General features: G+C 56.8%; 6 protein-coding genes and 1 pseudogene. 2 read left to right on the top strand and 5 right to left on the bottom strand.

The genetic code is table 11. From position 1 onward, the window contains the following. On the bottom strand, positions 1–254 hold a 254-nt coding region (locus VGU61_RS08325), incomplete at its 3' end, for a glycoside hydrolase family 16 protein (protein WP_326858648.1). Positions 255–352: 98 nt separating this feature from the next. On the opposite strand from VGU61_RS08325, the gene VGU61_RS08320 reads away from it, so the two are divergent. Both VGU61_RS08320 and VGU61_RS08315 read left to right on the top strand, forming a co-directional pair. After that, entirely contained in the window at positions 353–580 is a 228-nt protein-coding gene (locus tag VGU61_RS08320; RefSeq protein ID WP_326858647.1) for a hypothetical protein, read from the top strand. Between the two features lie 59 nt (positions 581–639). Then, positions 640–1,023 carry a hypothetical protein gene (locus VGU61_RS08315; protein ID WP_326858646.1) on the top strand — a complete coding sequence of 128 codons (384 nt, stop codon included), beginning with the start codon at positions 640–642 and terminating at the stop codon, positions 1,021–1,023. A gap of 269 nt (positions 1,024–1,292) precedes the next feature. On the opposite strand, the gene VGU61_RS08310 is transcribed toward VGU61_RS08315, so the two are convergent. From VGU61_RS08310 to VGU61_RS08295, 4 genes and pseudogenes are all read right to left on the bottom strand, one after another. Continuing rightward, positions 1,293–2,885 (bottom strand): hypothetical protein, encoded by a 1,593-nt coding sequence (locus tag VGU61_RS08310; protein WP_326858645.1) that lies wholly within the window; start codon positions 2,883–2,885, stop codon positions 1,293–1,295. A gap of 591 nt (positions 2,886–3,476) precedes the next feature. Next, entirely contained in the window at positions 3,477–4,502 is a 1,026-nt protein-coding gene (gene galE, locus VGU61_RS08305; protein WP_326858644.1) for a UDP-glucose 4-epimerase GalE, read from the bottom strand. Positions 4,503–4,665: 163 nt separating this feature from the next. Further along, positions 4,666–6,312, bottom strand: a complete 1,647-nt coding sequence (locus tag VGU61_RS08300; protein WP_326858643.1) for a GMC family oxidoreductase — start codon at positions 6,310–6,312, stop codon at positions 4,666–4,668. Between the two features lie 230 nt (positions 6,313–6,542). Beyond that, positions 6,543–6,738: pseudogene (locus VGU61_RS08295) on the bottom strand (phosphomannomutase/phosphoglucomutase); the annotation flags it as partial.

Raw genomic sequence — 6,738 nt, 5'->3', positions numbered from 1 at the left:
ATCTCTGGACGGAACGGATCCGGTTCGTCATGGTTGTACAGCCAGAATGCCGGCCATGTGCCCTTGCCGATCGGCAGCTTGGCTTCGATCTCGTAGTAACCGTAGGTCTGGTAGAACTTGCCGTCGGTATCGATCACGCGGGCTACGAAGTTGCCTTGCGGGTCACGTGCCGGCCAGATCTTCAGCGAGCCATCTTCCACTGCGTAGTTGATGGTCGACGGTGCCGGCTTGTCCCAGGTCGTGTCGTTCCACACGGCGCGGTTCAGGCTCGTGCCCTCGAACTCGTCGGAGAAGGTCAGCTGATAGTCAGCGGCATTCTGGCCATACGGGCCTGGCGTGCCGGAAGGTACTGGTGCGGGTGCAGGTGCCGGAGCCGGTGCAGGCGCAGGCGACGGCGTTGGGGTTGGAGCTGGAGCTGGAGCTGGAGCTGGAGCTGGAGCTGGAGCTGGAGCAGGAACTGGAACTGGAACTGGAACTGGAGCCGGTGCCGGGGAAGTATTCGCCGCGCCAACCGCTATGTATTCGCACAGCTTGTCTGCGCCCGGTAACGGATCACCGAATACATCATTGCTGCACATGATTGAACCCTCGGCGGTACGAGTAACGTAAGTACCGTTCAAGCCATACCGAACCACCTTCGTGCCGGCGAACGAGCACTGCTCATTTTCAGTGGCGCAACCGGTCCATGTGCTTGTCGTCGATCCGGTGCCGGTCGATGGTGCAGTCGATGGTGTCGACGGTGTTGCCACCGGCGCGTTCGTTGCCGGTGCTGCAGCAGCATCCGATGGCTTGGTAGTCGCTTCTGGTGTAGACGCTGTGTCGGTTGAGGTTATGGGTGCAATGCCAGACGATGTTTCGCTGGTATTTACCGTAACGTCAGTTGGACCCGACCCTGCACCTCCACCACAAGCGACTAAAAATAAAGTTGCGCATGCACAGGAAATGGCACTCTTTGCAAATCGATCCACGGCGGCGTTGTACATGATGTTCCCCTTTCTTCTATTTCCGTTAATGAAAGCTTGATCATTCTCAAAAGCAAGCACCGATCAGAGCTTTGCCCAACGGAAATAGTTCCTTTGCCGCACAGAAATAATTATGAATTTCCGTAGAAAGGCAAGAATTACAGAAGGGAATTTGAAGGTTTAGTGGCGCGCTGACAACATTTCGTGGCGGATACGAAAAGGGCGCAAAAACCTAGGCCGGATAAGGGATCCGGCCAAAAAACTTATTGCAGCGGGAGGGTGAAAATTGAAGAAATGCAGGCTGGAAAAAAATTTCAGCCCGAATTTGATTTATCGCGTTTTCAAAGCGAAAGCGGAGTCTGGTTTTCTTTCCAGGATGACATATCCATTGCCGTGATGGACAGGCGCGTAGTTATTAACCAATAGAGTTTGCAGCTCTGGAAACTCATTCGTCGTGTCTTGCCCTTTTGGCCTTGGCTTCGCGGTCACGTCGATAATGAACCGGGGCTGCTCGGTTTCCAACTCGGCAATGAACTTCCGTCTTATCTGCTGAATATGCGGCTTCGATACATGATGATAAAAATGATAGTCATAGATATAAGGAGTTGCGACCACGGCCTCGGAGAGTAGTGCCGCATGAAGCGCCCCGCCAGTCCAGTCCAACGGCTGAATCTTGTCGCCGGGGCGCAGGTGGCTTTTCAGAAAGCCGGCAATTTCATCCACCTTGCCATCTTTCGGCGGCACAGGCTCCTTACCGGCGAGCTGGCGCGTGAAGTCGCCCGGCATGCGCACAAGCACCACAAGCGCGAACAGGAAAACCAGGAGGGGTACAGCGCGCCGGTACGGCGCAAACGCCGCTAGCGAATTGGGCTTGCCCTGCGGCAGCAGAACCAGCGCACCGCACAGGCTGCCAAAATATGCGAACGGCATCCAGTGATAGTCCCAGAACTGCCCGCTTAATGCCGGATAGATGCTATACAGCCCAAGCAACGCCAGCAGCAGCAGGACGAAGCGGGATTTATAGCGGTCTTCCTGGTCAGCCAATGCAATATAGATCCCAAGTGCCGCAGGCACCAGCAATATGCCGAGGCCACCGAAATTCCTGTACGAATCAAGCAGGTACCGAATGCGCGCCATGCCGGTAATCATTGCGTGGTCGCCGGTGAGCTGGATATGAAGCGGCAGGTAGGAAGCGAACATCTCGCGAAAATACGGGAAGCCGCCCGTGGTCCAAAGCCAGATGAACGGCAATGACCAGACGATGATGAATCCGATGCCCGCTGCGGCCGCAAGCCTCAGAAATGGCATGCCGAAGGTTGCGCGCAGCGTCCCGGCGCTATCACGCAGTGTCACCGCACCATAAGCAATCACCGCCGGCAGACCGATCGCCAGATGCGGCTTGATCGACGCGGAAACTGCGAACAGCGCACCAACGAAACTCCAGTGCGCATAGGTCTTCGGTGTCTTGCCGGTTGCCACGAGCAGCGCAATTGCAATCGGCATGACGCCGACGTAATCGCGTTGCAGGCTCATCGAAGGACCGTGGCCCATGTAGATCAGGCCGAAAAGCAGGATGCTGCCGCAGGCAACCGCTTTGCCGAAAGGCCTCATCAGCATCCATGTGACCGCAAGGAAGGTGAGCAGATACAGCATGTCCAGCGCCCTGAATGCCGCATCGGAATAGCCGATTGCCTTGCCGATGGCGAGATGAAACAGCAAGGTGCCCGGCATGCTGGTCTCAAATACATCCTTGTAAGGCGTGAAGTGATGCTTGTCGATCAGGAAGGCGACGTAATGCAGCAATGGCGTATCGTGCTGCATGCGCCATCCGAGCGCGAGCACGACTTCCACACTTAGAAATAACAGGAACAGGCCAAGCGCTCCCCACTGCAAATAGTCAAACCGCCGATTGTCTTTAGGCATTATGGTATTCATACTTGATCTGGAAAGGTATGCCGAAGAAAAGCAGCTGCCGACAGCGCGGTGCGACATATCGTTACACGCATGGAGTTGGCGGTGATGCAAATCGCGTACCCGGTTCAGAGCGGGTCGGCATCCACAATGTCGTTTGCCATACATGATTCCGCCTGTTAATGCCAGGGAATACATGAACGATGATTCAAGACGGGCAAACCGATGGTTAGTGGTTAAATCGTCAAGAAGGTTCAGTTAAGCGGGAAGGACGAATGGAGACCAGGCGCATTTCCTGCGGCAGCAGTCAATGAAAATGTCGTGCTCTCAACACTGCCAGGAAGCGATCATATTTTTACCCGACGGGCAATCATCACGCACGATGTAGAAAATGGCCGTATTCGTGCAAAGCAAAATGCACGGTGGCCACGATCACTTATGCGTCAGGAAAAGAGGGAGTGGCAAGGTCGAATTATTGCAATCAATAGTTCGACCTCGACGTGACACGGAGCAGTAAGGGGGCGCCATGGGAGATAGCACCATTCCTACTGTCCATTAGCAAGACCAGAATGAATCTTCAGTTGAAATCTTCATAGACAGGAATCAATCCTGAAAGCCTCGCGGATTCGTGCTCTGCCACCGCCAATGATCAGCGCACATTTCCTCAAGCCCTTTCTTCGCGCGCCAGTTCAGCATCCTGCTTGCCGTGGTCGGATCGGCGTAGCAGGTGGCGATATCGCCCGGTCTGCGGCCAGTAATCTGATAGGGAATCGGCCGCCCGCTTGCCTTTTCAAACGCCTTCACCATTTCGAGCACGCTGTATCCCTGCCCGGTACCGAGGTTGACGGTGAAGCTGCGGCCCGACCGGAAGATCTCCTGCAAGGCGGCCACATGTCCTTGCGCAAGATCGACCACATGGATGTAATCGCGTACGCCGGTGCCATCGGGTGTCGGATAGTCATTGCCGAACACCGACAACCTTTCGCGCCGCCCCACTGCCACCTGCGCGATATACGGCATCAGGTTATTCGGTATGCCGCGCGGATCTTCGCCGATCAGTCCGCTGGGATGCGCGCCTGCGGGATTGAAGTAACGCAGCGCTCCGATGGCCCACGAGGAATCGGACTTCGCGAGATCTTCCAGCACCTGTTCCACCATCAGCTTGGAGCGGCCGTAGGGGTTGGTCGTCGATAGCCGTGCCGACTCGGGGATCGGCACCGATTCCGGATCGCCGTAGACCGTGGCGGAGGAGCTGAAGAGGAAGTTCTTCACGCCTGCGTCGCCCATCGCCTGCAGCAGCGTCACGCTGCCGGAAACGTTGTTCTCGAAATAAGCAAGTGGATTTTCGACCGATTCGCCGACTGCCTTCAGTCCGGCGAAATGTATCGTGGCATCGATGCGATGGGTTTTGAACAGTGCATTCAACGCGAGCCGGTCGCGCACATCGACATCGTAGAAAGGAATGACGCGGCCGGTGATGCGTTCCACCCGCTTGAGCGATTCCTGTGAACTGTTGCAGAGGTTGTCGAGTGCGATGACGGAGTAGCCGGCCTCAAGCAATTCGACACAGGTGTGCGAGCCGATGTAACCGGCCGCACCGGTGACAAGAATGTTTTTATGAGTGGTCATGATCAGAACTTGAATGTCCGGTATGGGAAGCGTCGGATGTGGCGGCAGAGGTCGCCACATCCGCAATATATCGCAGCATGATGACCCGGCGGGCGCCGGGGGCAACTTGCTCAAGCATTCCGGTTAGACGGCATTGTGCACAAGCCGCCACTGTTTTGGCGACTTATGCTGCCTGCATCGTGTACTCGGTGCTTGAGCTGCGCAGCTCCTTTGCAATATGCTCGGACAGGCGAAATGCGAGCGCCGCCAGCGTGATGGTTGGGAAATTCGCGCCGGAGGTCGGGAAAACCGAGCTGCCGGCGACGTACAGATTGGTCATGCCGTGCACGAGGCAGTTGCGGTCGACCACGCCCTGTTTCGGCGAGTCGTGCATCCGCGTGGTGCCCATGTGATGCCAGGTTCCTTCGAGGTCGGACGGCCATTTTCCGCCTTCGATCGGCGGATCGAGGTCGACCTGGGCCACGCCGCTGCGGCGCATGTCTTCCGCCAGAATCGCCAGCGTGCGGTCGAAAGTGCGCTGCACTTTCGAGCCGAGACGCCAGTCGACCCGCACCCGGTTCATGCCGAGCTGATCCTTCTGGTTGGGCGACAGCATGACGCGGCTGTCCGGATTCGGTTCCGGCTCGACGATGGTCTGGAACTTCACTCCCTTGATCAGCCAGCGCGGCTGGAACAGGCGGGTATAACCATAGCCCAGCGTGTCCAGCGGATGCGCCATCATGGTCATCACATCCTTCGCAAGACTCCAGTCGGCCTGCTCTTTCTTGAGCATCGCCTGCTTGCAGCGGAACAGCGCCTGCGCGCCTTCGCTGCCTTCGCCCGGGAAGGTGGAGCAGAACCAGACCCGCGCATTCAGAATGCCCTCTTCTTTCAGCACTTCCGGTTTCAATGCGAACTGGTGCGCAATGCATGTGCCGTGCGCCGACACCGCCGCGTTCTGGTAGTGGTATTTAACGTCCGACAGCTTGTTGCGCGACCACTCCTTGGTGAAGCGGATATTGCCCGAGAACAGGCGCGGATGGTCCATGAAGAAGCGGCCGACGAGGTCATTGCCATTGCCCAGTCCGGATGGCTGAACCTTGTTCGATGCCAGCAGCAAGCGTGCATTCTCGATGCCGCCGGTTGCGAGGACATAGGTTCTCGCCGACACTTCCATCCTGCGCCCGGTAAGCGTCGCCACTTCGATGCGCTTGACTGTGGTCGCCGGATTATTGGTATCGATGTTGACGGCATTCGCATAAAGGAAGACCCGGATGCGTTCGGAACGTTTTAGTACGTCACGGTATAGCTTGCCGAAACGCGCCGGCGGACTGAACTGGGAGATGGTATCGCGTACCTTGCCGGTTACGAGCGGCATGCGCCGCACATCCGGCCGGCCGATCGCCTGCTCCCAAAACTCCGGACTGAAGTTATTCGGGCCGAGCTTGAGCAATGCATGCGTGCGCTCGTAGTACGGCATCAATTCGTTCAAGCCGAACGGCCAGCCGCTGTGGTTCACCCAGTCGCGCTTCTCGAAATCCCATGGGTCGAGCGGGCGGCACCATCCGCCCCAGCAATTGCTGCTGCCGCCGAGGAAGCGGCTGCGGCTGCCGTCGGCAAAGTTATAGCGCCACTCGCCAACGTCTTCGCCGCGATAGAGGTCGCGTGTTTCGTCATCCGGGTTGAATCCTCCACTTTCGAGCAGAACGACATCGATGCCTTGCTTGTCCAATTCCATGGCCAATGTAATGCCCGCAACGCCGCCGCCGATGATGCATACCGTCGTTTCAACAACGGATCCTTCCTGAACTCGCCGTGTATCGATAAACATTTTTTCTTTTTCCCTGCTTAAGATTGACCTGTCACTGAGTACCAATGAATTCGCATTGCCTGGGTTGCATTAGATGCAATGCGAGTACGCTGCTATGGCTTTATCTCTCAATTTGAGTGTATTCCGAATGTCATTGCATCCGTCAAAGATAGACTGATGATGGACGGATACTTTGATGTGCATTAGGGAATGTTCATGCTGTTGCAAATGCACCCGCCAAAAAGCCGTCCTTAGAATGGAAGCTGTGCATCCGGTTTCGCGGCCAGGATTGCGCTCTTGAAATCTTGCTGGATGCGCTGCAATGCGTGCTGCGACTCGGCTTCGAAGCGCATCACCACCACCGGCGTGGTGTTGGACGAGCGCGCCAGCCCAAAGCCGTCCGCATACTCCACCCGCAAGCCGTCAATGGTGATGATGCGCTCGGCA

This window comes from Noviherbaspirillum sp. (assembly GCF_035944575.1).
Lineage (GTDB): Bacteria > Pseudomonadota > Gammaproteobacteria > Burkholderiales > Burkholderiaceae_D > Noviherbaspirillum.
This window is presented reverse-complemented; position numbering and strand designations above follow the sequence as displayed.